This is a genomic window from Streptomyces sp. NPDC029138 (assembly GCF_055564375.1).
This window is the reverse complement of the sequence record NZ_JBVHWM010000091.1, coordinates 1-25,546: the sequence shown is the minus strand read 5'-3', so window position 1 is coordinate 25,546 and position 25,546 is coordinate 1. Positions and strand designations below refer to the sequence as shown.

Sequence of the window (25,546 nt, the reverse complement as noted above, 5' to 3'; positions counted from 1 at the left end):
ACGCGAGCGGAGCACAACCTCGGCCGGTGCGGGCGCCCGCACCGGCCAGGCTCTACGGTGGCACAGCCGTAGCCCCGGCACCCGTTGTCCGCCGGAACCAGCCGGTCAGTCGGTGTCGTACGGCAGTGTCGTCCCCGGCAGCGCGTACTCGTCCCGGCGGCCGCACATGCCGAAGCCGGCGAGCCGGGTGGGTGCGCTCTCGTACGCGGTGGCCTCCTCCAGGTAGGCGGGGTCCCCGTTCTCCAGCGCGTCGAGCTGGGCGCCGGTGCGTTCGGCGGTGGCGAGGGCGCCCGCGCGCCACAGTTCGCGCCAGGCGGGCACCCGGGCGCGGACCAGGCGGGCGGCGGCGCGCTGGAAGTCCCGGTAGGGGCCGTCGTCCCCGGCGACGAGGGCCTCGCGCAGTGGGAGGTAGCCCTCGACGGCGAGGTCCCTGCGGCGCCGGGCCGCCGCCTCCGTCTCCGGGCCGGTGCCCGTCGGGAGCGTGGCCGCCGCCGCGTACCGCTCGGGGTCGGCGAGCAGCGCGGGCGGGAACGTGAAGACGGCGTCCCCGGCCTCGGGCAGGCCGCTGTTCTGCATCAGCACGGTGACGCGCAGGTCGGTGCCCCGCACCATGCGGTGCACGGTGCCCGGCGTGAACCAGGCGACCGAGCCCGGCCGCAGTGGGATGTCCCGGTGACCGTCGGGGCTGAGGGTCTGCACCGCGCCCCGGCCGGCGGTGACGACGTACGCCTCCGTGCACACCAGGTGCAGATGCGGGCTGCCGCCGCACACGCCGTCGGCGGACTCCCAGGCGTAGGGGCTCAGACGGGACAGGCCGACGGCCCCGGGCAGCGAGTGCGGCAGCGCGGGCTTGGCGTGCGAGGGGTCGTTCACCACGGCAGTCCCTCCAGATGGGCGGCGATCCGGTCGTGGTCCCAGGCCCCGTCGGCGATCACCACCCGGTAGCGACAGCCGAAGGACTCCCCCGGCTCCAGCGTGAACTCCTCGAAGAACGCCCAGGAGAACGCGACCGTCGGGACGGGCTCGGCGCGCACGAACCAGTGGGACTCGTGGATCGCGGACGTCAGGTCCAGGTTCTCCGGGGCGTGCGCGAAGACCAGCGTGGAGTGCCCGTCGGTCTCGTCGCGCTCGGCGGTGAAGGCCAGCCACGGCCCCTGACTGCCCATCAGCTCTTCGGCGCCGGCGCTCTCGGCGTCGGGGGCGAGGACACGGCCGCCGGTGAAGTCGCGCGGCCCGCGCCACTGGAGGCCGGTGTACCCGGCCATCTCGCGGCCCGCCGTGGTCGGGGAGCCGAACACCAGTGGTTCGGCGCGGGTGTTGGTGAGCCGGATCGACCAGTCCAGCGCCCAGGCGCCGGCCGCCTCGTCCACCGAGTGCACCTCGATCCCCCGCACCTCATGGGCCCATTCCTGCCCGCCGTTCTCGATCCAGGTCAATTCCTCGGTGAGCGCCAGCCGTTCGTCCTGGACGGTGAGCGCCGTGAAGCCGTCGTGGCGCATGGTGCCGACCCGGTCGGGCAGCGCCCGGTAACCCTGCCCGCGGACATAGCTGTTGCCGCCCCAGAAGTTCTGTCCGGACAGGTGGCTGGCCGTCATCTGGAGGCCCTTGTGCCAGCGGTGGTCGCTCGGCCGGTACCCGGTCACCGTGCGGCCGGCCAGCGTGCGCACGGGATGGGCGTACGGCTTGCGGGACTCGAAGGGGTCCGGGTCGGGACGGTGGACGTACCGGAAGATCTCGGTGCCGTTCGCCGCCTCCACCGCGACATGCTCGCCGTGGACATGGCTGACGCGGATGCTCATGCGCGCTCCTCGGGGGCCCAGTCGGGGTGGTCGCCGTGCATGGCCGTGTAATAGGGGTCGCCGGGGCCTATCTCGCCCGCCCGTACCGGCCGCCCGGTGAACGCCGCCTTGTAGAGGGCGGCGGCGAAGTCCAGGGCGGCGCGGGCGTCCTGGCCGCTGCCCGGGGGCCGTACGCCCCGGTCGTAGGCGTCGAGGAGGGCGCCGAGTTGCGCGGTGTGCGAGCTGGGCACGTCGTGTGCGGGGGTGCGCCAGGCGGCCACGCGTGCGGGGTCGACGTGCGGGGCCGGGGTGTAGACCCAGTCGTCGTTGCCGTGCCCGTACAGATGCGTCAACTCCACGGTCGCGTCCGCGCAGTCGATGCGGATGCGGCTCACCTCGTCCGGGGAGAGGACACTGTTGACGACGGTGGCGAGCGCGCCGCCGCGGAACCGGACCAGGGCGGTGGAGACGTCCTCGCTCTCGATGTCGTGGACCAGCCGGGCCGCCATGGCCCGAATCTCCTCCCACTCGCCGAGCAGGTGCAGCAGCAGGTCGTACTGGTGGATGCCGTGCCCCATCGTGGGCCCGCCGCCCTCCGTGGCCCACCGGCCGCGCCACGGCAGGGAGTAGTACGCGGCGTCCCGGTGCCAGGTGGTCTGGCAGTGCGCCACCAGCGGGGCGCCCAGCTCACCGCGGGTGATGAGGTCACGGGCGTGTACGGCGCCCGAGCCGTAGCGGTGCTGGAAGACGACCGCTGCGTAGGCGCCGGACGCGTCCTCGGCGGCGGTGATGTCGTCCAGTTCGGCCGGTGACAGGCACAGCGGCTTCTCGCACAGCACCCAGGCGCCCGCCTTGAGCGCGGCCACGGTCTGCTCCCGGTGCAGCGCCGGCGGGGTGCCGATCAGCACCAGGTCCGGGCGTACGGCGTCCAGCATGGCGTCGGTCGAGGTGAAGCCGTCGACCGGCGCCCCCGCGAGCTGCCGGAAGGCGTCCAGCCGGCTCTGGTCCACGTCGACGGCGGCGACCAGTTCGACCCGCTCGGCATGGGCTCTGAGCGCGGGCAGATGACCGCCGACGACGATGGCGCCGGTGCCGATCACGGCGACCCGGCGGCGGGGTGCGGGCAGGGACATGCGGCGCTCCTCGGAGATCGACAGGGCGGGGCAGCGAGCGCGATGGAAAGCGCTTGCTGCCGTACCGGACGACCCTAGGGGCGGGGCATTGCCGGGACAACCCCCGTGCCGGGGGCGTTGGCTGACGCGACGACCACCGGGCCGGCGGGCGGGCGGCGACGACTGAGAGCAGAGCTCGGGCCGAGAACGGGCGGGAAAGGGTGAGGGCGACACCGAGTCACGCTCATGCTCCGTCAGCGTGACAGTGGCTCCGGGGGGTTGCCGAACGTGAGCTGCCCCCAAGGCGGGTGTCCCGTGCCCACCAACCTTGAACACGCGCCATCGAACCTTGGCACTTGAGAGGGCGCGCCATCGAAGTCTGGTCGCCCCTGGGCTGATACCAGCCAGATCGAGTGGGGTTCACGCTGGCTGTTCTGGTGCTCGATTGGATGACAGAGCGACTGGCTTCACGTCCAGGGACAGCAGTTGTCCTTTGACAGCGAAGTCAGTCGTGTGCAGCCCGCTGACATGGGGCGACCAGGTTGGATGTCAACGAGTCCGCTTGTGGTGACGCCGTTGGGTGCGGCTCGTTCCGAGTGACGTCGCCCGTCAGGCCCCGAGAGAGTCTCGCTACTCGATCTCTCGGAAAACGGGACCGACCGTGTCGACGAAGACCTTTTCTGTCACCCAGCGGGGCGCATCACCATCCGCGTCCAGGTACTGGCACTCGTACCCGGTGTCGTCACCGAGCTTGACCGTCTTGAGGGCGGGGATCCGGTCGCAGCGCAGTTCCTTCGCGGTCTTGTGGTGCTGGTCCCAGAACCGGCCGTAGACCGCCTTGGCCAGCAGCACGCCCGAGTCAGGAGGATAGACGTCGTACCAGGTGAACTGCACAGCCCCGGATCCGGAGACGTCTGAGACCCACACGTCCCACGTCAGCTTCGCACCCTGGTAGGTCACAGTGCACAGCGTTTTGTGCCCAGCCTTCGGCGTGACCCGACCACCCTCACATCCAGCACTGACTTTGGCGCGGATTCCCGCCATGACGAGCGTTTTCTCCTGAATCTCGCCCAGCACCCTCTCGGTGAGCGGGGCGTCACCGGACACCGGCGGCAGGCCCATTTCCGAACGTTCGGAATCGATGTCGACGAGCGCCGGCTCTTCCGAACCAACCACGACCGGCAGTTTCCTGATCGTTGCCGTGGCGCTGGGGGTCGGGCTGCCGTCCCCTTCGGAGTCCGGCCAGACCACTATCCCAATGCCCACTACCGCCAAGCACACAACGACCATCACGAGTACCGCTTCGAAGCGGCCGAAGTTCGTGAAGCACCGTCGAATCACCGGGCCAGCGTAGGGGGTGGCTCGGCCCCGAACCAGACGTTGGCCTTCAGCATGGAATGCCGCCTGCGGCTGGACGGCGCCGAGGCGGTCCTCACCCTCCGCGCGGTGATCGCCAAGGGGGACTTCGAGGAGTACGGCGCTTCCATGCCGCGCGCGAACGGGAACGGCCGTACTCCCGTCTGAACAGAGAGATGACGGTTTCGTAGAGGTGGTGACCGCGACCGCGTGACGCGATCTGCGGCATCAGCCGTCCAGGGCCTCGCGCAGGGTCGCACAGCAGGGAATGAGCAGGGTGACCGGGGCACGGCGGCGCCGTTGAGCACGGCATCGCGTGCATCAAATCCGCCCCCCGGCGGATACGCGAGCGAGCCCCGGGCCCATGGGTTCGGGTGTGACTGAGCGCCTTAGGTGGCCACTGTAATAGCTGCCGGGGCTAGCGCCAGCTTGGCCGGCCGGTTGCGTTGGGGGACTCGATGCGCATCGGCGGAGTTCAGGCGGGTTCAGCTCGGCCGGGTGGTGTTGGCATGGCGGGTGTGTGGGTGAGGGCGAGAAGGGCCATGTCGTCGGTGATCCGACCGTGGGTGTGCCGGCGGACATCAGCGATGACGGTGGCGAGGAGGTCGTCCGGGCTGCGGGGGCGTTGGCCGGTGAGCCGGTCGGCGGGATCGTAGAACGTGCCGGTCCTGTCCCGGGCCTCTGTGACCCCGTCGGTGTACAGCAGCAGGCTGGCTCCCTGGGGAAACGCCACGGTGTCGACGGGACTTGTGTCTGCGCTCAGCGGTGCCAGGCCCAGGGGCAGAGCGGGCCAGGAGGGCTCCAGCGGGCGCACCGCGCCCTCCAGCAGGAGCAGCGGTGCCGGATGTCCGCGGTTGACCAGCCGTATCCGATCACCCGGCCGGGGGATCTCGATCAGCAGGGCAGTGGTGAAGTCCTCCACCTGGTCCAGCCCTTCCCGCTGCGCGGCCTCCCGGAGCAGGGTCTGCTCGATCCACTCCGCGAGCCCGGTCAGTGTGGGCTCCCGCTGGGCCCCGTCGCGGAAGGTGCCCAGCACCACAGTGACCGTCTCGACCGCTCCCATTCCCTTGCCGCGTACGTCGCCGATCAGGCAGCGCACCCCGTACGGGGTGTCCTGCACCGCGTACAGGTCGCCGCCGAGCTGCGCGTCGGTCTGGGCGGCCTCGTAGTGTGCGGCGATGCGCAGTGGCCCGATGCGCGGGGGCGGCTGCGGCAGTACGGCGCGTTGCACCGCGGCGGCGATGCTCCTCACCGACCGCAGCCGCATCTCCCGGCGGTGCAGCAGACGGTTGAGGAAGACGGCGAGGGCCGCCATCGTCGCGACCGAGGCCCAGTCGCTGTAGGCGCCCCGGTCCCGGAGCAGGCCGAAGTGCGCTAGGACGGCCAGGTCGGCGGCGCACGCGGCCAGCCCGACCAGCACCGTCCCGCGCAGCGACAGCAGCGGGGCGGCGACGATCGGAGCCGCCGAGAAGCACGCCGCGGCGCTGACGTCCCGAGGCGTGGCCAGATCCAGGACGACGCCGGCGACGAGCAGGAGCAGTGGCAGCAGGCAGACACCGCTGGGAAGAACTCCCGGTCGGCGCCGGTCCTCGCCTGGCCTCGTCACATCCGCTCCCTCCGTCGATGTGGGCAGCCTTTCCCACATTCCCCGCTGGTGGGCGAAGGCCTGCCAGCCGAACGCGATGTCACCTGGGCGCCGGACACACTGATCACCTGCTCTTCGGTCAAGGTGCGTGTGCGTTTGTCGCTGTAGGAGGAGTGCAGCGCCGAGGCGAGTCTGCCAAGGCCGCCGGGGAGGTACCCGGAGCCAGATGGTGTGGCCCGATGCGTCTGGTCGAGCCCCCGACCGGAAGCACGGCTCCGAGCGCCGCGAGCGAAATCTGTGCGCCGACGGCGAGAAGCCGCGGCACCAGTCCCAAGTCCGAGTTACGTCGGCGCACGAGCCAGTGGACGGGGCAACAAGCCGGCCGGTCGCGAGGAACGCAATGGGCCAAGTACGGCGCTCGTCATGGACAACCATCCCGCTCGGTCACACCGGGGCTCGCGGGCTGTTCGGGGCGCGGCTGCTACAGGTCGAACTCCAGGTGCTCGATGTCCGTGAAGCGGACCGCCTCCAGCTGGCCGGCGCGGCGGCCGCTGTCCTGGAGGTACACCTCGCGCAGCGCGTCGGCGGCGATCTCCTGGAGCCGCTGGTCGCTTGCGCCGGCCTCCTGGGCGTCGAAGAGGCGAGCGGCGAAGCGGGGCGGCAGCGCACGGTCAGGTGCCGCAGCCGGGACTCGTACGTCGACCCGATCGGCGCGGTGTAGCCGAGCCGGGCGCGGGTGTCGAGGACGATGCCGCCGGTCGTCGCCGCGCGCTCCTTGGCCATGGCGCGGATCTGTGGCTGCCACCGCTTCTTCACCTCGCGCTCCAGGCGCGCGGCGAGGTCCGGGCGGGGCTTTTTGATCTGGTCCTTCACGTACCGTTCGACGTACTGGGAGATGCGCAGCATCTGGGCGACCGGCGTGGTGCCCTTGAGCTGCTTGACCAGGTACCGCATCTGCGCGCCCGCGGTCTTGGGCGCCGGGCGGGTGAACGCCTTCTGCACCGCGGCGTCCAGGCCGTCCCCGAACAGGCTCATCGCGGCCTACTCCGCACTGCTCTGATGGTCAGGGATATGCGTGATCTCGATGTCGGCCCACCCGTCAGCGGCGTAGTGCCAGCTTCCGGCACTGCGGGCTCCGCGTTCGGCGAGGAGTTCCAGGCGGGCCAGGAACCGGTCCCAGCCCGGGCGGATTTCGTAGCCGAGTTCCACCGCATAGGCAACGGTGGGTGTGGCGTACCAGGCCGAGCCCTCGGGGCGCTCGCCCTTCGGTGTGAACGGGCTGGGCAGCAGTTCACCGTCCAGCTCTACCCACTTGTCCTTGCCGACCTTCACCCGCGACAGGTCGGCATGGGACAGGTCGACCAGCCAGGAGCCAGGCAGCTTCGGGTCGAACACCGGGTTCTTGACGTGGGCGGGCGCGCCGAGGCCGACGACCAGGCCGTTGGCGCCGGCGGCGAAGGCCATGTTCACGTCGATGCCGACCAGGTACCGCAGCGTGCACTCGGCATCGGTCATCGGCCGCGCCCAGTCGTACGCCTCCTCGAACAGCTTCTCCGCCGGGCCGCGCACGTGGAAGCGCGGCAGGTCCGCCAGGAGCGGGTGTCCGTCGGGTGCCTCGCAGGGGGCGCAGTCCACCGGGTCCTTGCCCAGCGAGCCGGGGTTGTGCTCGGGGTGCCGGCGGCCGTCGGCGTCCGGTTCGGAGGCGCGGGTCGGCGGGTGCAGGGCGGTCATCAGCTCCAGGCCGGTGACGGCGGTGGAGCCGCGCGGTGTCATCACCCGGGACGGGTAGGTGCCCAGGAGCCGGGCAAGGTCCGCCGGCGGAAGCTACCTGGCATCACCCCAGTGGCGGGAGTCGAGCGCGTGCCAGGACGGGATGCACAGCTGCGTACGCTCGGATTCCTTGGCTGGGCGGTAGATAGGCGCCCAGGGTCCGAAGCCACGCTTGGTGAGCTTCCACTCCGCGCGCGCCAGCTGCTTGACGACCATGTGGCCTTCAGGGAGTCGCCCGGCGAGCCGTTCCTCATCGGTGAGGGTGGTGGGGAGGCCGTAGCGCTCCAGTGCGACTTCGGTGAGCACGAGCAACGGGTCGGCGTCCTTGCCCGGGCCGGACAGCTTCGGCTGCCCCAGCCTCGCTTCCCTGAGTGTCCACTCCACGAGGGCCGGGATGGACTTGGCGGACACGTCCAGGACCAGGCCACCGGTGCAGTACGCCGGCACCTGTCCGTCGGCGTCGCGTCGACGACGGCGAGCGGCCCGTTCGTGAACCGGGGATCGTTGCCGCCCGCCGGGGTGCCGGCCGGGGCTGCCTTCTTCGCACCGGGACGGCGCGACGTTGACGTCGACGTCGGCCTGGTGGCGCGCGTCGGGCGGGTCGCGGCTGCCGGAGCGGCGACAGGGGCAGGGGCCGAGGTGTTCTCGGTTGCAGTCATGGCCGCTGCATCGGAAGCCGGGCCTGTGGCCAGAGTCCGCGCTTCAGCCGGGTCGGGCCGGCCGGTGAACGTCTCAGGGGCACCCGGTGGAGGCACTGGGGTTGTCGGTGGGAGGCGGGTACATCGCGGCCCATCCGTCCAGCAGGTGCTTGTAGGCGGCGAGGCGCGGCGGACGGGGCACTGTACGGCCGGTTTCCCACCCGTTGACGGTCTCCCGTTTCGTCTGCAGCGCGATCGCTACGTCCTCCTGGATCAGGCCTGCGGCTTCGCGTAGCCGCTTCCGCTCGGCTGGCGGTGGCAGCAGGGGGCCGCGGGCCAGCAGCTGCGCCGGGCGGCTTCAGGAAAGCGCCGCTCGGTAGCCGCGGCCTGACGGCGGCGCTGCGCACGGCTTGCCTCGATCGGAGCCGGCGCGTCGATTCGTGGGCTCAGTTCGTCTTACCGGTGTCGAGGTCCTTCCAAGCAGGGAACACCATGTTCACCAAGACGACAGTGAAGTACAGGGCCGAGCCCGCCAGGAGCACTGCAGGTGCGCCGAGGGCTCCGACCAGAATGCCTGCGAGCATCCCGCCGAAGGGAATGCCGGCGTACGCCATGGCGTCTGCGATACCTCCGACACGGCCGAGCATCTCTCTGGGTATGCGTTCCAGGACTGCCGCGCCGAGAACGGGATTGAGAATTCCCTCCGCGAAACCGCTGATCGCGATGATCACGAAGACCCAGCTGACGGGTACGTCGAGCCCGAGGATCAGGAACCGAGGACCGCCAGCGATCAGCAGAGCTCCGAGAAAGACGGCTCTTCGCGGGAACCTGTGGGCGAAGGCGGCTGCAACAGCGCTCCCTGCGATCGCGGCAACGGCCAGCATGCCGCCCAGCGCCCCCACAAGTTCCGCTCCGCGTCCGTCGCCATTTGCTGCCCATACCGGAAGAAGCACGGTGGAAAAGGCGGTGTCCAGCAAACCCACCAGGGCGAGCAGTGCAATCGCCGTCATCAGGAGATGGTCCCCGCGCAAGAAGCGGAAACCTTCTGCCATGCTCCCGAGGTACTTTCGCCACCACGAGGAGACAGTGGCCTGCGTCTGCGGGGATGCGTCGTCCGCGTTCTTGTCGTGGCGGGGAATCACGAAAGCCACAATCAGCGAGCCAACGACGAAGAGAAGTCCGTTGATACCCAGCGCCACCTGCGGGCCGGCCGCTGCGACGAGCCAGCCACCGCCGGCCAGGCCGACGATCGCAGCTCCTTGCTGAATGGTGCCGGAGAACCCGGTCGCGCGGGGCAGGGGCACTCGCGCCTGTTCGGCGGCCGCAGGGACCATCGTTTCCTTCGCGAGATCTCCCGGCGCGCGGGCGGCTCCGATGACGGCGACCAAGATCAGCAGAACAGGAAACGTCAGGCCGTCAGCCGAGTGGAGCAGAGGTATCGCACACAGGGCGGAGGCGCTGACAACGTCGGCCACCCATGAAGTCCGTCGGGCTCCGACGTGGTCGACCACCGACCCGAGGAACAGTTTGCCCGCGACGTAAGGCAGCAGCTGACAAAGGCTCACCAAACCGGTTTGTGCTGCGCTTCCGGTGAGGGTGAGAACGTACCAGGGAAGTGCCACTGCGGAGCTGCGTGATGAGGTCAGTGCCACCGCGATGGCGGACAGGACGCCGGCCAAGGGACGCAGGGAACGGCTTTGCCTCTGCTGGCCGGTCGCGTTTGTGTCGGTGTACGTCATCGCGCGCCTGCCCGGCACGCGGCAGGCTCCCATGCCTTGAGCATGGAGGGAATGACGGGACTTGGTGATACGCCAACTTCGGCAATTTCGCCTTCCCGCAGACAAGCGTCGATGGCTATTCGGCGCGGGGCCTCTCGGAACTCGTGGACTTCGGCAGCGGCGTCCGCCACTTCAGTGGCAGCGAGGTACATGCCTTGTTGCGGCAAGGCCTCTGCCATGGCTTCCAGTGCCCGCCCCCGCTGTAGGACCCACTCAACGCGCTTCGGCTCCGCGCAGGCGACATCGATGTCGGCAAGCAGGCGTCGGCGCAGGACCTGCCAGCCAGTCGGAGTCGGACATGGCAACGTTCGCGGTCTGCGCTCCATGTCTTCCAGCAGTCTCAGAGCGTGGTGGTAGTCCACCTCTACTTCCGGTGCCAGGCCGATGCTCGTGTGGCGTACGTCGAGCGGGCGATTCTTCGTCGCTTGCGGCACCCTGAACACGAGCTGCCGAAGTCTTGTTCGCGCTCGCCATCCAGGTGTGTCCGGAAGTAGATCACTGGCTAGCCGATCGCGGCTGACCGGCTCGTCGTGCACAGCGACAGCAGCCACAAGTCTCTGCTGCGACGGCCCCAGCGCTACAGGCAGTCCGTCGTCCAGGCATACGAAGTCCGACAGCATGACGAGCTTGAGCACTCTGTCTCCCCCGCCTCACAACACGTGTAGATCGCTGGATGGTGCATCAAGTGGCCCGTTCACGACAAGATCCACTGATCACAGCATGACTGAAAACCGTCTCTGGCCGTTTGCCCGCCTGAGCGGGCGGACGGCCCCGAGCTGCGGTGCGGTGAATCATGGTGTTGACGTGCCGAGATAACGCTTGATCTACGGCGGCAGGTGGGCGGCGTGACGTTGTCGCGACGGCAGGGCTCCTGACGTTCTCTCGCCGGCCCGTTCAGAGCCGACACACATCTCCAGCTCGCACACCCGGTGCGAGCCGAAGCCTTGGAGGGGTCGTGAACAGCGAGCTGACGATCCAGCAGATGGACGACGACCTGATCGAGGTCGTCGAGACCGAGGGCGAGTCCCTCACGATCCTCTACCGCAACGGCGTGTGCTGACGCCTTCCGCGGATACCGGGGGTGCCGACTTTGTCGGCACCCCCGTTTCCTTCTCCCTCGCGCTAAAAGGACGTGACATGCGTTGCTCTCACCTACCGCCCCTCGCCGTTCATGTGCCTCCGAGCCGAGGAGTTCATCAACGCACGTGGCCGGCGAGTCGTCCCAGCAGTTCGCTCCGACAGCACCGCCCTCTTCTTGATCCCTACGGACATCGCACGGTTGCTGCTTGAGCAGGACATCGACAGGAGCCGGGTCTCGGACGCGGCCCTCAGATCACTTGTCCGGCAAGGGCTCATCATCGACGACGTTGATGCGACACGACACCGAACTGGGGGCGTAGCCCTTGCTGTTCTGTCGGCCCTCGCGCAGCATCCACGTCACGAACGCCACCAGCACGCCGGCTGCCCTCCAGCTCCGGCAGCCCGGTCGCGGCACAGAACCGGGTCCACACCCGCCAGCTCTAGGCGTAGGTGTCGATGGTGTTGTCCGGGGTGATCTCCTTCGCGACCGCGTCGGCCGGGCTGCACCACGCGGCCGCGGTCACCGGCCGGCCGGTCGACGACCTCGTCGACGAGGCGATCCAGGAGTGGTCAGCAGACGCCCTGGAGGGCGGACGCGCCCGCGCGCGCTTACTGAGTACCTACGGTTCCCTTCGGTTCTCTCTGGTTCTGGGGTTCGGAATCTGGCACCCCGAGGGATCGGAAACCAGCACCTCGACGTGTCGGAAACCGGCACCCCGGGTCGGATCGCGGCCCCTTGCGCACTACCGCGGACGGTACGGATTCCCGCACCTCCACCGGTACCAGGACCGTCTGGACGACCCGTCAGCGGATCGCTGACAAGGTCCTGGAGTGGCTCATCAGCCTGGTCTGTTCACTGCTCATCAGATCGCTTGTCCAGTCGCTTTCCGAGAACCAGGGTCCGACAGCCCACACGTAGCGACTCTTGTTGCTTTGTTGCTGGCGGAAATGCGGCGCACTCTCTCTCGTCGGCCCAGCTCTCAAGGGTCGGAGGGGCGTTGGGGGTTAGATCGTGCGCGAGAACATCTGCTCGCCGGGGAGCGGTGAAGCGCCGACGTCGGGGTGCCTGGGACTGCCAGGGAGGATGACCGGCTCGCCCGGGGCGTGAATGGTGAACCCAGGCGCCGGTAGAACCGTGCCAGGGCGGCGTCCCCGGCGGTGAACTGTCCGTACGCCGAGAACGCGCGGTGATCTCGGTGGATTGCCAGGGCCTTGGTGAGGAGGGCGGAGGCGATGCCCTGGCGGCGATAGTCGTCTGCGACGGCCGGGGCGTGGAGCTTGACGTAAGCCATAGCGGTGGCTCCCAGGACAACAGGGTCTGCCCCGCTGCGCTCCATACCGCCGAGGATGGAGAGGGGCGGGATGCTGGATGAGATGCCGGCGATGCGCGCGGTGGGCGTGAGGAAAACGATCCGTCCGGCTCCGCTGGTGAACGGGCCGCCTTCGTATCCTGGGTCGATCGGGAGGCGGACGCCGGGGGCGGTCCAGTCGAGGGGCCCCTCGGAGGAGCCACGGGGCCCGGGGGGCGCGGCCCGGGGGCGCTCCCCGCGTGCCCTGCGAGGAGCGCCTTGCAGGGAGCGCCATGCGGGGAGCGCCATGCGGGGCCGGTGTCAGGAAGCGCGGCCGGTCAGTTCGTACCCCGCCTCGTCGACGGCCTTGGCGATCAGGGCGTCGTCGGGGTTCTCCTCGGTGATCACCGTGACACGGCCGGCGTCCACGTCCACGTCGACCGACAGCACGCCGTCGACCCCGCCGACGGCTTCGGTGACCGCCGCCTTGCAGTGGTCGCAGGTCATGCCCGACACGGCGTAGACGGTCCTGGTGCCGACGGTCGCGGTCTGGGCGGTCGCGCCGGAGTGGCAGCTGCCGTCAGGGGTGCAGCAGGACGACATGGGCTTCCTCCTGGGAATTGGGACGGGACGTGAGGTCGGGCTATATACCTCTAGGGGGTAGGGGTATGAAAAGCTCCGACGAGGCATAGGTATACCCCCTCCCCCTATCCGGCGACAAGTCATCCGGCCGCCGGAGCCGGCCGTACCCTCAGGTGTCCCCCCAGGTGCAGCCGTGCGACCAGCCCGGCGCAGCCGAGGCCGGTCGCGGCCAGCGCCGCCCACGGAAGCCACCGCACCCCCGTGTCGAACAGCGCCCCGACGGCGAGGTTGCCCAGCGAGATCGCGATGCCGGAGGCGGTGTTGTAGGCGCCGTAGCACGTGGCGACGAGACGGTCGCCGGAGAGCCGTACCACGGTGTCCATCTCGAAGGGGTAGAGCAGCGCCCCGCCCCAGGCCAGCAGGACCGCGCACACCGTCAGTGCGCAGAGTCCGGCCAAGGCGCCGTGCGTGCGGGGCAGCAGTGGCAGGAAGGCCGCCCCCATGACCACCAGCCCCCACACGACGGCCTGCGGCCCGGACAGGGTGCGCTGCGCCCACGCGGTCAGCTTCAGCTGGCCCGCCAGCGCGGCCAGCGCCGACGCGGCGAAGACCACGCCGGTGACCCATCCGGTCCGGGGGCCGAAGAGGGCGCGGGCGTGCAGCGGGAGGGCGAGATAGACCTGGAAGGCCAGGACGTAGGAGCCGCTCATGGCGGCCGCGAAGAGCAGGAAGGGGCGGTTGGCGGCGACGGTGCGCCAGTCGGCGGCGACCGCTCTCCAGGCGGGTTCGGTGCCACGGCCGGCGGGGGGCCGGGCGGGCAGGGCGCGGGACTGCGACACGGCGAGGGCGGCGAAGATGAGCGCCGCGACCGCGCACACCGCGCTGAAGTTCCAGGTCAGCAGGGCCAGTCCGGCGAGCGGGCCGACCAGGATGCCCGCCTGGTAGAAGACGTTGAACGCGGCGAACGCCGCCACCCTTCGCTCCTCCCCGGCGTCCGCCGCGAGATACGCGCGTACGGCGGGGTTGAACAGCGCGCCCGCCAGGCCGGTCAGAGCCGAGGCCGCCACCAGTGCGGGGAGCGAGGCGGCGACCGCCAGGAGTCCGAAGGCGACGGCGCGCAGGGCGCATCCGGTCAGGATCATCGGTTTGCAGCCGTAGCGGTCGGCGAGGGTGCCGCCGACGAGGAACATGCCCTGCTGGGAGAAGTTGCGCACCCCCAGCACCAGGCCGACCGCCCAGGCGGCGAGGCCGAGGCCGTGGGCCAGGTGGTCGGCGAGGTAGGGCATCAGCATGTAGAAACCCAGGTTGATGGCGAACTGGTTCACCATCAGCAGCCGGGCGGGCCGGTCGAAGGAGGCCATGGGGAGCCGTAGCCGCTTCACCGGACACCCGCCTGCGTCAGGTCGCGCGCGAGCGGGTCGCGGACCCGGCCGCACCGGGTCCACCGGGTCACCGCGCACGCGTCCGGCTCGGCGATGTCGTCGGGCTCCGGTGGCGGTGTCCGCCCGAGGAGGCCGTGCTCGCGGCACCAGGCGTCGTCGTAGACCGTGTGCAGATAGCGGTGCGGGCCGTCGGGGAAGATCGCGGCGATCCTGGTACCGGCGGGGTACGTCCGCGCCGCCCACCCGGACACCAGCGCCACCGCTCCGACGCTCCAGCCGCCGGAGACGTAGTGGCGGCGGGCGAGTTGGCGGCAGGCCCAGACCGCCTCGGCGGGGGCCACCCAGTGGACCTCGGCGAAGGCCGCGTAGGCGACGTTGTCCGGGTGGATGCTGGAACCGAGGCCGCGCATCAGCCGGGGCCCGGCCGGCTGGCCGAAGATCGCCGAGCCGACCGAGTCGACCCCGATGAGCGTCAGCCGCGGGAAGACCTCGCGCAGTACGGCGGAGACGCCGGCGGAGTGTCCGCCCGTGCCGACCGCCGTCACCAGCACGTCCACCCAGCCGAGTTGGGCGATCAGCTCGGCCGCGAGGGGGCGGTAGGCGACGGCGTTGTCGGGGTTGCGGTACTGGTCGGGGCAGTAGGCGCCGGGGGTGCGGGCCAGCAGTTCGGCGACAAGCGCGCGGCGCGCCTCCTGCCAGCCGCCCTCGGGGTGCGGTGCGGCGACCTGGAGGACCCGTGCGCCCCGAGCGGTGAGCAGGCGGGCCATGGGTGGTTCCATGCCGGGGTCCGTCACAACGGTCACCGGGTGGCCGTAGGTCAGCCCGGCCAGGGCGAGGCCGAGGCCGAGCGTGCCGCTGGAGGACTCGATGATCGGCGCGCCCGGTGCGAGGTCGCCGCGCCGGCGGGCCTCGCGGACCATGTGCAGGGCGGGCCGGTCCTTGAGGCCGCCCGGGTTGGCGCCCTCCAGCTTGGCGTGGAAGCCGCGGCCGGGCGGGGCGAAGGGTTCGTCCACCCACAGGACCGGGGTGTCGCCGACGAGGTGGGCGGGGCGTCGGGCGGTCCGCAGACGGGGGGTGCGCGTCCGGAAGGGTTCAGGCAGGGCCTCGGCCAAAGGCTCGGGGAGGGATTCAGGGAGGAATTCGGGCAGGCAAGGGTGCATGGGTGTACGGCTCCTTCGCGCCCGGCGGCCGTGCGGCGGGCGCTGTGCGAGTGGGGGTGGCGCGCGCGGCGCGCCCCGGACCGCGAGGGGCCGGGGCGCGCGGGCGCGGGCCTACTGCCGCAGCACGCAGACGAGCGCGAGCGAGGAGCTGTTCACACAGGAGGGGGAGACACCGGGCGGTCTGTGCCAGGCGATGCGCGTGACATGCCCGCCGGACCCGGCGGGAAGCAGTGGCTGGTGCGTCTCGCCGTCGAGCGCGGTGTCGTCCAGGGCGGCACGCGGCCGGTCCGCCGTGTGATCGACGTGCCCGTCCGCCGCGTGCCGGTGCTGGGGTGGCCCACCGGAATCCGTCTTGTGGGTGTCGTCCGTGATCGGCCGGGCGTCCTGCGCCACCACGGCACTCGGGTCGTGGCCGGTGAAGGAGCAGGCGTGCACCGCGCCGGTGAGGTGTGCGGCGATCACCAGGACCAGCCCGATCAGCAGGGCGGCACAACGGGAGCGCTCCGCGCGCCCGTCACCGCTGCCCCACGACCTGATCACATCCCCAGAGTAATCAGACGATGACGAAGTGTCATATCGATGGCGATGCGGTTCACCCGCCCGAGTGCTCCGACGCACATCCCGTACCCGTGCGCATACCCCACACCCGTCCACATACCCCGTACCGGTATGCGAAGCAAGGGGTTCCGCCGCTTGACTCAGTACCCCCCGGGGGTATCTTAAGTGTCATTGAGCCGCCTGCGGGCAGTCAACAGACGAGGAGTCACCATGAACACCGGGCTGCGGATCACCGCCTACGCCGCGGCGCTCGCCGCCGCGTTCGGCATCGCCTACGGCGTCGGCAGCGGTGTCGGCGACATCTCCCTCGCCACCAAGAGCGCGGCACACGACGAGCGCACGAGCGCCTCGCACGGGGCGGAGCACGCGGCGGGCCGGGTGTCGGAGGCCGGCCCGGCGTCGGCGGAGCCGCCCGGAGGGCTTCAGGTGTCGGAAGGGGGCTACGCCCTCGATCTGAAGACCCGGGCCGTCCCGGCGGGAAAGAGCACCGACCTGCGGTTCGCGGTCGTGCGGGACGCGGACGGGCGCGCACTGACCGCCTATCAGAAGGAGCACACGAAGGAACTCCACCTGATCGTCGTCTCGCGCGACCTCACGCTCTTCCGCCACCTGCACCCGGCCCGCGCCGCCGACGGCACCTGGTCCGCCCCCGTGACCCTGCCCAAGGCCGGCGCCTACCGGGTCTTCGCCGACTTCACCCCCCGTGGCGGCCAGGGCCTCACCCTCGGTGCCGACCTCACCGCCTCGGGCACCTACGCGGGCGCGCCGCTCCCGGTCCCCCGAGCCACGGCCGAGGCCGACGGATACGAGGTGAGCCTCCAGGGCAGCCTCGCGCCCGCCCGGAGCAGTGAGCTGACCCTGAAGGTGACCAGGAACGGCGAGCCGGTACGCGATCTCCAGCCCTACCTGGGCGCCTACGGCCATCTGGTGGCCCTGCGCTCCGGAGACCTCGGCTACCTCCATGTGCACCCCAACGGCGAGCCCGGCGACGGCAGGACCGAGCCGGGGCCGGACATCTCCTTCACCGCCACGGCACCCAGCGTCGGCACCTACCGGCTGTTCCTGGACTTCAAGCACGCGGGCCATGTGCACACCGCCGCGTTCACCGTCCGGGCCGGCCGGCCGGCGCCGCAGCCGGACGCGTCCGGAACGGGCTCGGCGCGGCCGGAGGAGAGGTCGGAACACAGCCACTGAAACGTGCCCTTGAGGGAACTTCTCGACGCTCGCCCCGGCATCGGACCCCGACGCTCCCCCGGCGTCACATCTGGGAACGCTCAGCTCCGCACGCCGCGTCGAGCGCGGCCACCACGTCGCGGTACCGCGCCCGGGCCGCGCTGTGGCTGCGGTCGATGACCACGGCGCCCAGCTTCCCGAACTCCGGCAGGGCGCCCAGCATCGAGAACACGGCACCGCGACGGTCCCGTTCGCAGTAGAGGAGACCTGCGCGGGAAGCGATGTCGAGGACCTGCTCCGCCGTCAGGGTCCGGTACCGCTCGTGCTGGAGCCGGTCCGTGGCGACGTAGCACAGCGGCACGCCGTCCGGGGTGACATAGCTGCCTGTGCCGGGATCGAGCCTGGCCTCCGCGACGCCCTCCAGGAAGTTCAGCGGCGCCGTTCCCCCGCCCATCCGGAGGTTGATCTCCAGGGCGTGGTGCCGCCATCCGCCGCTCTCCTCGCGTGCCGAGACGAAGTCGACGCTGGCGATGCCGACCATGCCCTTGGCGGCCAGCGTCCGTCCCGTCCGCCACGCGAGGGTGTGCAGTTCCTGACGGTAGTCCTCCAGGGCCGGGGCGGTGGCACCGGCGTAGGTCTGCCCCGCCGCGCCCACGAAGAACTGGTCCTGGGTGGACAGCACCCGGACGTCGCCCGACGGGGAGACCCCCACCTGGGCCGACGGCGACCTGACCTCGACGCCCGTGACGAACTCCTCCACGACGCCGCCCATCTCGGCGAACTTGGCCGCGTAGTTCTCCCATGTGTCGGGTGGGGTGGCGAACTCGACGTGGCCGGGCAGCACGCGCCGGATCCACGCCTCGACGCCTCCGGACTCGGGCGCCCCACGGAAGTCGAAGAGGGCGTTGCCGCCGGCGCCGAAGCTCTCGTTGAGCTTGATGACGGCGCGCCCGGAAGCGGGCCGGGAAGCGTGCAGTCGGGCCAAGGCCTCGACGAGGTCGTCCTCGTCCCGGAGGTCCTCCACTCCGGTCGGCACCGGCACGCCCGCCTCCGCGAACACGCGCCGGGCCCCGCTCTTGGAGCCCAGGGGGGCCAATTCGGGGTCACAGGCGAACAGCGGCACGCCGAGCCGGACGGCAAGCTCTCTCTCGAACGGTGTGCCGTTGAAGGCGAGGACGCAGGCGTCCTCGGGGTCGGTGAGGGACCGCTTCAGCCGCTCGATCACCTCAGGACGCCGCAGGATCTTCCGCGTCAGCGGCTCCGGGCCGGGGTCCGCGCAGTCCACCAGGGTGAGCCGTCGGCGGGCGTGCTCGGCCGGCAGCGAGCGCACCAGGCCGAGCGCGTAGTCCACCACGTGGTCCGGCATCGGCATGCTGGTGACGTAGACGAGGTGCCGGTCCGGGTGGCGCAGCAGATGCAGAAAGGACAGCAACCGCTCCTCGTAGTGCATGATGCCCGGGATCTTGGTCATCCCCGCCTGGTCCAGGGTGAAGCTGGGGAGCACCACGACGACCCGCGGTCGGCCCGTGCCGTCGAGGGGAGAGACCAGGTTCTTCTGGAGTCTCTCGAAAACGGTGTTCGCGTCTGCGTTGCCCGCCACGAAACCTGCCTTTCCCGGTGGAGTACGCCGTCAGCATTCCCCGCTGTTCTCACGGCCCAATCCTGGGGCGCCGCAAGTCGGCCACCGCCGTGTCCGGGCACTACCGACACCGAGCTTATTGGACTCGTCGCGGTGGAACCGCTCGATCTCTTGCGGGCTGAGCTGGAAGTCGACCATGCGTCACCTGACTCTCGGCCATCAGTTCTGCACAGTTGAAGAAAATCCGACCTCGCTTTTTGGACACGTCTTGGCGCCTTTTCGCCGGGCTCGGAATTCTCGATACCGCTTTGATTCAGGAAGTCATTCAGCTGTGTTCACCGAACGGCCGGACGGTCCTCTCGTGTGATCGCCGGACCGGGCCGCCGGGCGGCGCGCGCACGTGCCGGTCCCGGGACTGTGTGACAGCCGTGGCACAGCTGAGCCACGATCGTCAACCGCCGGCCCGTACACGCGCGTTGCCACCTAGCATGAGGCCCGACGGGTGGTCCGGCGATGCCTGGGGGGAACGTGTGATGCGGGGAGGGGTGGCGGCGCGGCTCGGCTGTGCCGTGGCGGTGTGCGGCTCGCTGCTGGCCGGCTGTACCTCCGGCGGGGACGGGCCCCAGGGACCGGCGGCCGGGACGACGGCCCAGGGCGCGGCGAGCGCCGGTCCGTCGCCGACCGCCGTGGTCGACATCGACCCGGCCAAGCTGCCGACGACCGCCGCACAGGCCGCCGCCCTGGTCCGCGAGGTCATCGCGCAGCCCTCCGCGTTCGGCCCGGACACGGTCCGCCACAGCCCGTACGAGAGCGACCCGCGACGGTGGGCGGTGCTCGGGGACGACTGCGTCTGGGAGCAGCGGGCGCTCCCGAAGGACGTCCTCGCCTCCCTGACCCGCCATTACGAGATCCCGGCGAGTGGCGGCCGGGGGCCGCTCGCGCTGAGCGCCGTCGTCACCGTGCACCGGACCGCCGAGCAGGCCGACTGGGAGAACGCCGAGGTGCTGGAGGAAATGATGCGCTGCCCCTCCCAGCTGCTGCGCTCCGGTGAGGTGCTCAGGGACCTGACCGACGTCCCGAACGCCCTCGGCGACTCGGGGAACGGCTACGCCGACGACACCCTGACCGAGACCGGCGCGTACACCAGCGACCGGCTCGGCGGTCCGCACCCGTACGTCTGGGAACAGACCCGTATCGGTCCGTTCACCGTCGCGGTCGCGGCCAAGGGCGCCAAGGGCTGGTCCAAGACCGACCTGTTCGACCGGCTGAGGGACCCGCACACGAGGATGCGCGCCGGCCTACGCCGCGCCATCGAGCGGGACGCCCCGGCCGGTACCGGCTCCCCCTCGGCGTCCGAGTCCGCCGTCACGAAGGGCAGCCGCCGATGACCGAGAAGCTCAGGCCCTCCGACCCGGCCCGGATCGGCGGCCACCGCCTGCTCGCCCGGCTCGGCGCGGGCGGCATGGGCGTGGTCTACCTCGGTCGTGCGGAGTCCGGCGAGCTGGCCGCCGTCAAGGTGATCCTGCCGGAGTACGCCGACCAGCCCGCCTTCCGCGCACGGTTCCGCCGTGAGGTGGCCGCCGCCCGGCGCGTGGACAGCCCGTGGGCGGTGCCGGTGACCGGCGCCGACCCGGACGCGCCCGCGCCGTGGCTGGCCACCGCGTTCGTGCCCGGGCCCTCGCTCGCCGAGGCGGTCGCCGCCTGCGGTCCGCTGCCGGCGCGCGCGGTGCGGGTGCTCGGCCGGACGCTGGCCCGGGCGCTGACCGCCGTGCACGACGCGGGACTTGTGCACCGCGACGTCAAGCCCGGCAACGTCCTCCTCGCCGTCGACGGCCCCCGCCTGATCGACTTCGGCATCGCCCGCGCCACCGAGGAGACGGCCCTCACCTCGGCCGACATGGTCGTCGGCACCCCCGGCTTCCTGGCGCCGGAACAGGCGCGGGCGCACCCCGCCACTCCGGCCAGTGATGTCTTCGCCCTCGGCTGCCTCCTCTCCTACGCCGCCACCGGGCGCCCGCCCTTCGGCACCGGAGCCGTGGACGCCCTCCTCTACCGCACCGTGCACGACGAGCCCGACCTCGACGGCCTTCCCGACGGCCTGCGTGACCTGCTGGAGCGCTGTCTCGCCAAGGACCCGGCCGCCCGGCCCACCGCCCGCGAGGTGGACGAGGCGCTCGGCGAGGACACTCCCGCCGACACCGCCGACTGGCTGCCCGACGACGTCGTACGACTCATCGCGGACCGCTCCGCCGCGATGCTCGCCCTGCCGGACATCGAGGCGACGGCCCTCGACGCGACAACGGACGAGCCGCCGACGGAAGTTCCCGAGGACGAACAACCCGCCCGAGTTCCCGGGGACGAACAACCCGCGCGAGTTCCCGGGGACGCGTCGCAGCGCCCCGGCAGCCGCCGCCGCTTCCTCCTCCTCGGCGGCGCGGCCCTGCTCGCCGCGGGCGGCGGCGCGGCCTACTGGGCGAGCCGGCGCGACGACGACCCCGCACCCGCCGCCCGCCGCTGGGTGCTCGGTGTCCAGGCCGACCTGACGGGCCCGCAGAGAGCCGTCGGGAAGGCCCAGGAACGCGGCGTGCGCCTGGCCGTCGAGCAGTTCAACGCCCGACAGGACAAGCCCTTCACGCTCACCCTGAAGGTCGCCGACGACCGGGGCGACGAGACCCGCGCCGCCCGGGCCGCCCAGACCCTCGCCGCCGACCGCGACCTGCTCGCCGTCATCGGCTCCACCGGCGACCGGACCACCGGCGCGAGCCTCGACCCGTACGACGGCCAGCTCGTCCCGCAGCTCACGGCCTCCTCCGCCCAGGAGGTGTACGGCACCTCGCAGCCCCGCCGCTTCCTCCAGGCCGTCCCCGGCTACGGGGTGTCGCCCGCGCTGATCGCCCTCCAGCTCGGCAAGGCGGGTGCCAAGCGCGCGGGCGTCCTGATCGACCGCGACGGCGGCATCGCGGCCTGGCAGCTCGGTCACACCGCCTTCCAGTCCCTCGGCGTCGTGAAGATCCCGGCCGAGCCACGGGTCGTACCCCGACTGGCCGAGCATCTCGCCCCGGTGGTCGCGGAGATGCTGGCCCGCGAGCCGGACGGTTTCGTCTACACGGGCACACCGGCACGCGCGGCGGCGGTCGCCCGTGCCCTCGCCGAGCAGCGCTTCACCGGCGTCCGCGTCCTCGGCTATCCGGCCGCCGGCCAGGAGTTCCTGACCGCCGCGGGCCCCGCCGCCGAAGGCTGGCAGGTCTTCGCGCCGTACATCGACCCCTCGGCCGCGCGCGTGCGGACCTTCGCCACCGCCTATCGCGAGCGCTACGGCTCCGCGCCCCCGTACTGGGCGGCGGAGGCCTACGACGTGGCCCGCATGGTCATCACCCGCGTCACCGAGGCGGGCGGCCGGCCCTCCCGGACCAGGCTGTACGAACTGCTGGCCAAGGGCACCTACAAGGGGCTCGTGCGGACCTACGCGTTCGACGAGAACCGGATGCTCAAGGGGTACGACGTCTTCCGCTACGAGGTGAAGGGCGGCCGGTACGCCTACGCGGGCGAGGCGGCTCTCTGATGCGCCCGCTCACGGCGGACGACCCCGAGGACATCGGCGGCCACCGGCTGCTGGCCCGGCTCGGCGCCGGCGGCATGGGCGTCGTCTACCTCGCCCGCAGCGCGGGCGGAACGCTGGTCGCGCTCAAGGTGATCCGCGCCGAGCACGCGGCGGACCCGGCCTTCCGCACCCGTTTCCGGCGCGAGGTGACGGCCATGCGCGCCCTGACGGGCCGCTGGCTGGTGCCGGTCGTGGCCGCCGACCCGGACGCCCGCAACCCCTGGCTGGCCACGGAGTTCGTCCCCGGTCCCGCCCTGGCCGAGACGGTCGACGGCCACGGTGCCCTGCCCGTCGCGACGGTACGGACCCTGGGCCTCCGGCTGGCCGAGGCGCTGACCACCGTCCACGCGGCGGGACTGGTGCACCGGGACGTGAAACCGGGCAACGTTCTGCTCGGTCTGGACGGCCCCCGGCTGATCGACTTCGGCATCGCCCACGCCGTCGGCGCCACCGCGCTCACCGCGCCCGACGCCGTCGTGGGCACCCCCGGCTTCCTCTCGCCGGAACAGGCACGGGTCCGCGCCGAGGAGGTCGGCCCGCCGAGCGACGTCTTCTCCCTGGGCTGCGTCCTCGCGTACGCGGCCTCGGCGCGGCGCCCGTTCGGCACCGGGCAGGCGGCGGGCGTCCTGTTCCGCACGGTGCACGAGGAACCGGATCTGACGGGCGTGCCCGCCGGCCTGCGGTCACTGATCGGGGCCTGCCTGGACAAGGACCCCGCGCGGCGTCCGACGGCCACGCGGGTCGGGGCCGCCCTCCGGGACCCCCGGGCCTCGCTGGCGCGGGGCGTTCCCGAAGTGCGGGACGAGGACTGGCTGCCGCCCGCCGTCCTCCGCCTGGTCGCCGAACGGTCCGCGCGCGCACTGGACGTCCCGACCCCTCGACGATCCACGCGCGCACTGGACGTATCCACTCCGCGAGGGTCCGCGCGGGCTTCGGAGGTACCCACCCCGCAACGGCCGGTGGGTGACGACACGGTCACCGACCCGGCCGCGCCGCAACCGGCCGACGCTCGCCCACCGACCCGGCGGCGCGTCCTGCTCATGGGAAGCGCGGCGGCCTCCGTGGTCGCGGTCGGCGGTGGGGCAGCCGCGTACCTGACGGCCGGACGCGGTACGGGTGGCGGTTCCGGGAGCGGCCTGCCCGTGCACACCGTCGGTTTCCAGGCCGATCTGTCCGGCGCCGGCAAGGCGGACGGCGTGGCTCAGGAGCGCGGGGCACGCCTCGCCGTGGCGCACCACAACGCGCGCGCGGGCATCACCTTCCGTCTCGCGCTCGACACCTACGACGACCGGGGTGACCCCGCCCGGGCCCGGCAGGCGGCCGAGCGCTTCACCCAGGCCGGCGTGAGCGCGGTCCTCGGCCCCGGCACGGTCACCGCCGCCCTCGCCGCGGGCCCGCGCTACCAGGCCGCGAACACCGCCATGGTGCTGATCTCCGCGGACGATCCGCGACTCGACACCAGTAAGCTGCGGACGCTGTGCGTCACCCGGGGCCCGGAACGGCAGTTGGCGCTCCCGCTCATCAAGTACCTGAACGCCGCACGACCGGTCGACCGCACCGCCGTCATCGACGACCGGGCCGCGGGCCAGGCGGGCGCCGACCTCACCGGCGCCCTCACCCAGGCCCCGCCCCACGACGGCACGACCAGCGTGCACTCCGTATCCGCCGGCAGCGACGACTTCCGGACCGCCGTTCGCTCCGCCCTCGCCGCCCGGGCCCAGGCCGTCGTCTTCAGCGGGACGTCGCCGCGGCGCGCCGCGCGCTGCGCCCGTGCCCTCGCGGACGCGGGCTTCACCGGGCCACGGCTGGGCACCTGGCACATCATGCGCCCGGCCTTCCTCCAGCAGGCCGGGCCGGCCGCCCAGGGCTGGCTGTTCAGCACCCCGTTCACCGACCCGGCCGGCGTGTCCCCCGCGTTCGTGTCCGCCCACCGCGCGGCCTACGGCACCGCACCCGGCCGCTGGGCCCCGGAGGCGTACGACGCGGTGGGGCTGGTGGCGCGGGCCCTGGAGTCGCTGGGCGGCTCGGCCGACAGCGGGCCGGGAGCCGTGGCCCAGCGCCTCTTCACCCTCACCTACCGGGGTCTCGTCAAGACGCTCCGCTTCGAGGACACGCACGCCCTCGTACTGCAACCGGACGCCGTGTACTTCCTGTACCGGGCGAAGGGCAACGCCTTCCGGTTCGTCGGCCGGTACGACCGGATCAACTGAACCGCCCGTCGTCCGCACGCAGGGGCTGACGCGTGAGACCGCGCGGACGCGATGCGGGGGAGGCGTCCGCGCGGTCGTTCATGGAGCCGGGTCAGCTGGTCGCGCGGACCGCGTCGCGGATCAGCTCGGCGACCGCCTTCGGCTGGGAGACGGCGACCGCGTGCGAGGCGCCCTCGATCTCGACGACGGTCGCCCCGGCCCGCTTCGCGCCGAAGCGCTCCACCTCCGGGTTGATGGCGTTGTCCGCGCCGGCCACCAGGGCCCAGGACGGCTTGGTCTTCCAGGCGGCGGCGGAGGCCGTCTCCTCGAAGGCCGCGGCGGCCAGCGGGCGCTGCGCCGCCGCGAGGACCTTGGTGACCTCGGCGGGCACATCGGCGGCGAAGACCGACGGGAAGGCGTCCTCGGCGATGGTGACCTCGGCGGCGGGCTCGCCGCCCGGGACGGGGTACGTCCACTGCTTGAGGTTGCTGACCAGCGGCGACAGCGGGAAGCGGCCCTGGAGTTCGCCGAGGCTCTCGCCCTCTTCGAGGACGTAGGCGGCGACGTAGACGAGGCCGACGACGTTCTCCGTGATGCCGGCCACGGTGATCAGCGCACCGCCGTACGAGTGGCCGACCAGTACGACCGGACCGTCGATCTGGGAGGCGACGGAGGCGACGTACGCGGCGTCGGACGCGAGGCCCCGCAGCGGGTTCGGCGGCGCGATCACGGGGATGCCGTGGCTCTGCAACTCCTCGATGACCCCGGACCAGCTGGCCGCGTCGGCGAAGGCGCCGTGGACGAGGACGACGGTGGGAGTGGTGCTCATGTCTGTGTCTCTCCCTCGGGCTCAGGCGGTGTGCAGGGCCGCGTGCAGCGTGCGGACGGCCATGGTGATGGCGGCCTCGGCGGCGTGCGTGCCGCGCAGGGCGTTGA

Annotated in this window: 20 protein-coding genes and 2 pseudogenes; 5 read left to right on the top strand and 17 right to left on the bottom strand. The window is 71.7% G+C overall.

Translation table 11 applies throughout. The annotated features are described in order from the left end of the window. Nucleotides 1-105: 105 nt before the first annotated feature. The 4 genes from ACZ4WH_RS40235 to ACZ4WH_RS40220 form a co-directional block, all read right to left on the bottom strand. Complete coding sequence (locus tag ACZ4WH_RS40235; RefSeq protein ID WP_468190357.1) at nt 106-873, bottom strand: cupin; 768 nt, start codon at nt 871-873, stop codon at nt 106-108. Continuing rightward, complete coding sequence (locus tag ACZ4WH_RS40230) at nt 870-1,799, bottom strand: DUF6807 domain-containing protein (RefSeq protein ID WP_468190355.1); 930 nt, start codon at nt 1,797-1,799, stop codon at nt 870-872. The genes ACZ4WH_RS40235 and ACZ4WH_RS40230 overlap by 4 nt, the downstream gene beginning before the upstream one ends. Then, nucleotides 1,796-2,911, bottom strand: coding sequence for a Gfo/Idh/MocA family protein (locus ACZ4WH_RS40225; RefSeq protein ID WP_468190353.1), 1,116 nt, complete (start codon nt 2,909-2,911; stop codon nt 1,796-1,798). Before ACZ4WH_RS40225 ends, ACZ4WH_RS40230 begins: the two co-directional genes overlap by 4 nt. A 609-nt stretch (nt 2,912-3,520) precedes the next feature. Then, entirely contained in the window at nt 3,521-4,231 is a 711-nt protein-coding gene (locus tag ACZ4WH_RS40220) for a hypothetical protein (RefSeq protein ID WP_468190351.1), read from the bottom strand. A 51-nt stretch (nt 4,232-4,282) separates the two neighbouring features. Here ACZ4WH_RS40220 and ACZ4WH_RS40215 point away from each other — a divergent pair, with 51 nt between their 5' ends. Then, nucleotides 4,283-4,414 carry a hypothetical protein gene (locus tag ACZ4WH_RS40215; RefSeq protein ID WP_468190349.1) on the top strand — a complete coding sequence of 44 codons (132 nt, stop codon included), beginning with the start codon at nt 4,283-4,285 and terminating at the stop codon, nt 4,412-4,414. A 307-nt stretch (nt 4,415-4,721) separates the two neighbouring features. Here the strand turns inward: ACZ4WH_RS40215 and ACZ4WH_RS40210 are convergent, their stop codons facing one another. From ACZ4WH_RS40210 to ACZ4WH_RS40160, 11 genes and pseudogenes are all read right to left on the bottom strand, one after another. Next, on the bottom strand, nt 4,722-5,852 hold the full coding sequence (locus ACZ4WH_RS40210) for a PP2C family protein-serine/threonine phosphatase (protein ID WP_468190347.1): 1,131 nt from the start codon (nt 5,850-5,852) through the stop codon (nt 4,722-4,724). Nucleotides 5,853-6,312: 460 nt separating this feature from the next. After that, nucleotides 6,313-6,866, bottom strand: a pseudogene (gene tpg / locus ACZ4WH_RS40205) (telomere-protecting terminal protein Tpg). Nucleotides 6,867-6,998: 132 nt separating this feature from the next. Beyond that, nucleotides 6,999-8,582 (bottom strand): annotated as a pseudogene (gene tap / locus ACZ4WH_RS40200) (telomere-associated protein Tap); the annotation flags it as partial. A gap of 103 nt (nt 8,583-8,685) precedes the next feature. Next, nucleotides 8,686-9,978 (bottom strand): MFS transporter, encoded by a 1,293-nt coding sequence (locus ACZ4WH_RS40195; RefSeq protein ID WP_468190345.1) that lies wholly within the window; start codon nt 9,976-9,978, stop codon nt 8,686-8,688. Continuing rightward, nucleotides 9,975-10,652 (bottom strand): AfsR/SARP family transcriptional regulator, encoded by a 678-nt coding sequence (locus tag ACZ4WH_RS40190; RefSeq protein ID WP_468190343.1) that lies wholly within the window; start codon nt 10,650-10,652, stop codon nt 9,975-9,977. The genes ACZ4WH_RS40195 and ACZ4WH_RS40190 overlap by 4 nt, the downstream gene beginning before the upstream one ends. A 698-nt stretch (nt 10,653-11,350) precedes the next feature. Continuing rightward, nucleotides 11,351-11,473, bottom strand: coding sequence for a hypothetical protein (locus ACZ4WH_RS40185; RefSeq protein WP_468190341.1), 123 nt, complete (start codon nt 11,471-11,473; stop codon nt 11,351-11,353). A gap of 604 nt (nt 11,474-12,077) precedes the next feature. Then, nucleotides 12,078-12,389 (bottom strand): GNAT family N-acetyltransferase, encoded by a 312-nt coding sequence (locus tag ACZ4WH_RS40180; RefSeq protein WP_468190339.1) that lies wholly within the window; start codon nt 12,387-12,389, stop codon nt 12,078-12,080. Nucleotides 12,390-12,707: 318 nt separating this feature from the next. After that, a complete protein-coding gene (locus ACZ4WH_RS40175) occupies nt 12,708-12,989 on the bottom strand; it encodes a heavy-metal-associated domain-containing protein (protein ID WP_468190337.1) in 282 nt (93 codons plus the stop codon). A gap of 119 nt (nt 12,990-13,108) precedes the next feature. Next, nucleotides 13,109-14,350 carry an MFS transporter gene (locus ACZ4WH_RS40170; protein WP_468190335.1) on the bottom strand — a complete coding sequence of 414 codons (1,242 nt, stop codon included), beginning with the start codon at nt 14,348-14,350 and terminating at the stop codon, nt 13,109-13,111. Continuing rightward, nucleotides 14,347-15,510, bottom strand: a complete 1,164-nt coding sequence (locus ACZ4WH_RS40165; protein WP_468190334.1) for a PLP-dependent cysteine synthase family protein — start codon at nt 15,508-15,510, stop codon at nt 14,347-14,349. The genes ACZ4WH_RS40170 and ACZ4WH_RS40165 overlap by 4 nt, the downstream gene beginning before the upstream one ends. A 111-nt stretch (nt 15,511-15,621) precedes the next feature. After that, complete coding sequence (locus ACZ4WH_RS40160; RefSeq protein WP_468190332.1) at nt 15,622-16,050, bottom strand: hypothetical protein; 429 nt, start codon at nt 16,048-16,050, stop codon at nt 15,622-15,624. 228 nt (nt 16,051-16,278) lie between these two features. Between ACZ4WH_RS40160 and ACZ4WH_RS40155 the strand changes: the two genes are divergently transcribed. Then, nucleotides 16,279-17,262 carry a hypothetical protein gene (locus ACZ4WH_RS40155; RefSeq protein WP_468190330.1) on the top strand — a complete coding sequence of 328 codons (984 nt, stop codon included), beginning with the start codon at nt 16,279-16,281 and terminating at the stop codon, nt 17,260-17,262. Nucleotides 17,263-17,326: 64 nt separating this feature from the next. Here the strand turns inward: ACZ4WH_RS40155 and ACZ4WH_RS40150 are convergent, their stop codons facing one another. After that, nucleotides 17,327-18,841, bottom strand: coding sequence for a peptide ligase PGM1-related protein (locus tag ACZ4WH_RS40150; RefSeq protein WP_468190328.1), 1,515 nt, complete (start codon nt 18,839-18,841; stop codon nt 17,327-17,329). Between the two features lie 512 nt (nt 18,842-19,353). Here ACZ4WH_RS40150 and ACZ4WH_RS40145 point away from each other — a divergent pair. Genes ACZ4WH_RS40145 through ACZ4WH_RS40135 form a run of 3 tightly spaced genes read left to right on the top strand, consistent with a single transcriptional unit; the run spans nt 19,354 to nt 24,631 of the window. After that, nucleotides 19,354-20,208 (top strand): hypothetical protein, encoded by an 855-nt coding sequence (locus tag ACZ4WH_RS40145; protein WP_468190326.1) that lies wholly within the window; start codon nt 19,354-19,356, stop codon nt 20,206-20,208. Further along, nucleotides 20,205-22,382, top strand: coding sequence for a bifunctional serine/threonine-protein kinase/ABC transporter substrate-binding protein (locus ACZ4WH_RS40140; protein WP_468190324.1), 2,178 nt, complete (start codon nt 20,205-20,207; stop codon nt 22,380-22,382). Before ACZ4WH_RS40145 ends, ACZ4WH_RS40140 begins: the two co-directional genes overlap by 4 nt. Continuing rightward, nucleotides 22,382-24,631, top strand: coding sequence for a bifunctional serine/threonine-protein kinase/ABC transporter substrate-binding protein (locus tag ACZ4WH_RS40135; RefSeq protein WP_468190322.1), 2,250 nt, complete (start codon nt 22,382-22,384; stop codon nt 24,629-24,631). The genes ACZ4WH_RS40140 and ACZ4WH_RS40135 overlap by 1 nt, the downstream gene beginning before the upstream one ends. Before the next feature lie 91 nt (nt 24,632-24,722). On the opposite strand, the gene ACZ4WH_RS40130 is transcribed toward ACZ4WH_RS40135, so the two are convergent. Then, a complete protein-coding gene (locus ACZ4WH_RS40130) occupies nt 24,723-25,439 on the bottom strand; it encodes an alpha/beta fold hydrolase (RefSeq protein WP_468190320.1) in 717 nt (238 codons plus the stop codon). Nucleotides 25,440-25,546 lie beyond the last annotated feature (107 nt).

Coding starts and splice junctions, on each gene's coding strand:
- ACZ4WH_RS40230 (WP_468190355.1), bottom strand. CDS start 1,799: ATGAGCATCCGCGTCAGCCATGTCCACGGCGAGCATGTCGCGGTGGAG.
- ACZ4WH_RS40225 (WP_468190353.1), bottom strand. CDS start 2,911: ATGTCCCTGCCCGCACCCCGCCGCCGGGTCGCCGTGATCGGCACCGGC.
- ACZ4WH_RS40215 (WP_468190349.1), top strand. CDS start 4,283: ATGGAATGCCGCCTGCGGCTGGACGGCGCCGAGGCGGTCCTCACCCTC.
- ACZ4WH_RS40195 (WP_468190345.1), bottom strand. CDS start 9,978: ATGACGTACACCGACACAAACGCGACCGGCCAGCAGAGGCAAAGCCGT.
- ACZ4WH_RS40180 (WP_468190339.1), bottom strand. CDS start 12,389: ATGGCTTACGTCAAGCTCCACGCCCCGGCCGTCGCAGACGACTATCGC.
- ACZ4WH_RS40175 (WP_468190337.1), bottom strand. CDS start 12,989: ATGTCGTCCTGCTGCACCCCTGACGGCAGCTGCCACTCCGGCGCGACC.
- ACZ4WH_RS40165 (WP_468190334.1), bottom strand. CDS start 15,510: ATGCACCCTTGCCTGCCCGAATTCCTCCCTGAATCCCTCCCCGAGCCT.
- ACZ4WH_RS40155 (WP_468190330.1), top strand. CDS start 16,279: ATGAACACCGGGCTGCGGATCACCGCCTACGCCGCGGCGCTCGCCGCC.
- ACZ4WH_RS40145 (WP_468190326.1), top strand. CDS start 19,354: ATGCGGGGAGGGGTGGCGGCGCGGCTCGGCTGTGCCGTGGCGGTGTGC.
- ACZ4WH_RS40140 (WP_468190324.1), top strand. CDS start 20,205: ATGACCGAGAAGCTCAGGCCCTCCGACCCGGCCCGGATCGGCGGCCAC.
- ACZ4WH_RS40135 (WP_468190322.1), top strand. CDS start 22,382: ATGCGCCCGCTCACGGCGGACGACCCCGAGGACATCGGCGGCCACCGG.
- ACZ4WH_RS40130 (WP_468190320.1), bottom strand. CDS start 25,439: ATGAGCACCACTCCCACCGTCGTCCTCGTCCACGGCGCCTTCGCCGAC.